Source organism: Psychrobacillus sp. Z3-81 (assembly GCF_056620325.1).
Map to the genome: position 1 here is coordinate 1 of NZ_JBWQPU010000050.1, position 279 is coordinate 279.

At 40.1% G+C, this 279-nt stretch carries 1 protein-coding gene; it reads left to right on the forward strand.

The window, feature by feature from the left end:
• Positions 1–276 (forward strand): sigma-70 family RNA polymerase sigma factor (locus tag AC1ECF_RS17585; RefSeq protein ID WP_480390734.1); only part of this gene is annotated, 276 nt, incomplete at its 5' end.
• Between the last annotated feature and the right edge of the window lie 3 nt (positions 277–279).

The following is a 279-nucleotide window of genomic DNA, read 5'->3' on the forward strand; positions in this document are numbered from 1 at the left end:
AATGAGCTGCTTCTTTCAGACGTCATGGGCACGGATGATGATATTATTACAAAGGATCTGGAAGCGAATGTGGATAAAAAGCTCTTGATGAAAGCCCTGGATCAGCTGAATGACCGAGAAAAACAAATTATGGAGCTCAGGTTCGGTCTTGTAGGAGAAGAAGAGAAAACCCAAAAAGATGTTGCAGACATGCTGGGGATTTCACAATCCTACATATCAAGGCTGGAAAAACGAATTATCAAAAGGCTGAGAAAGGAATTTAATAAGATGGTATAGGTT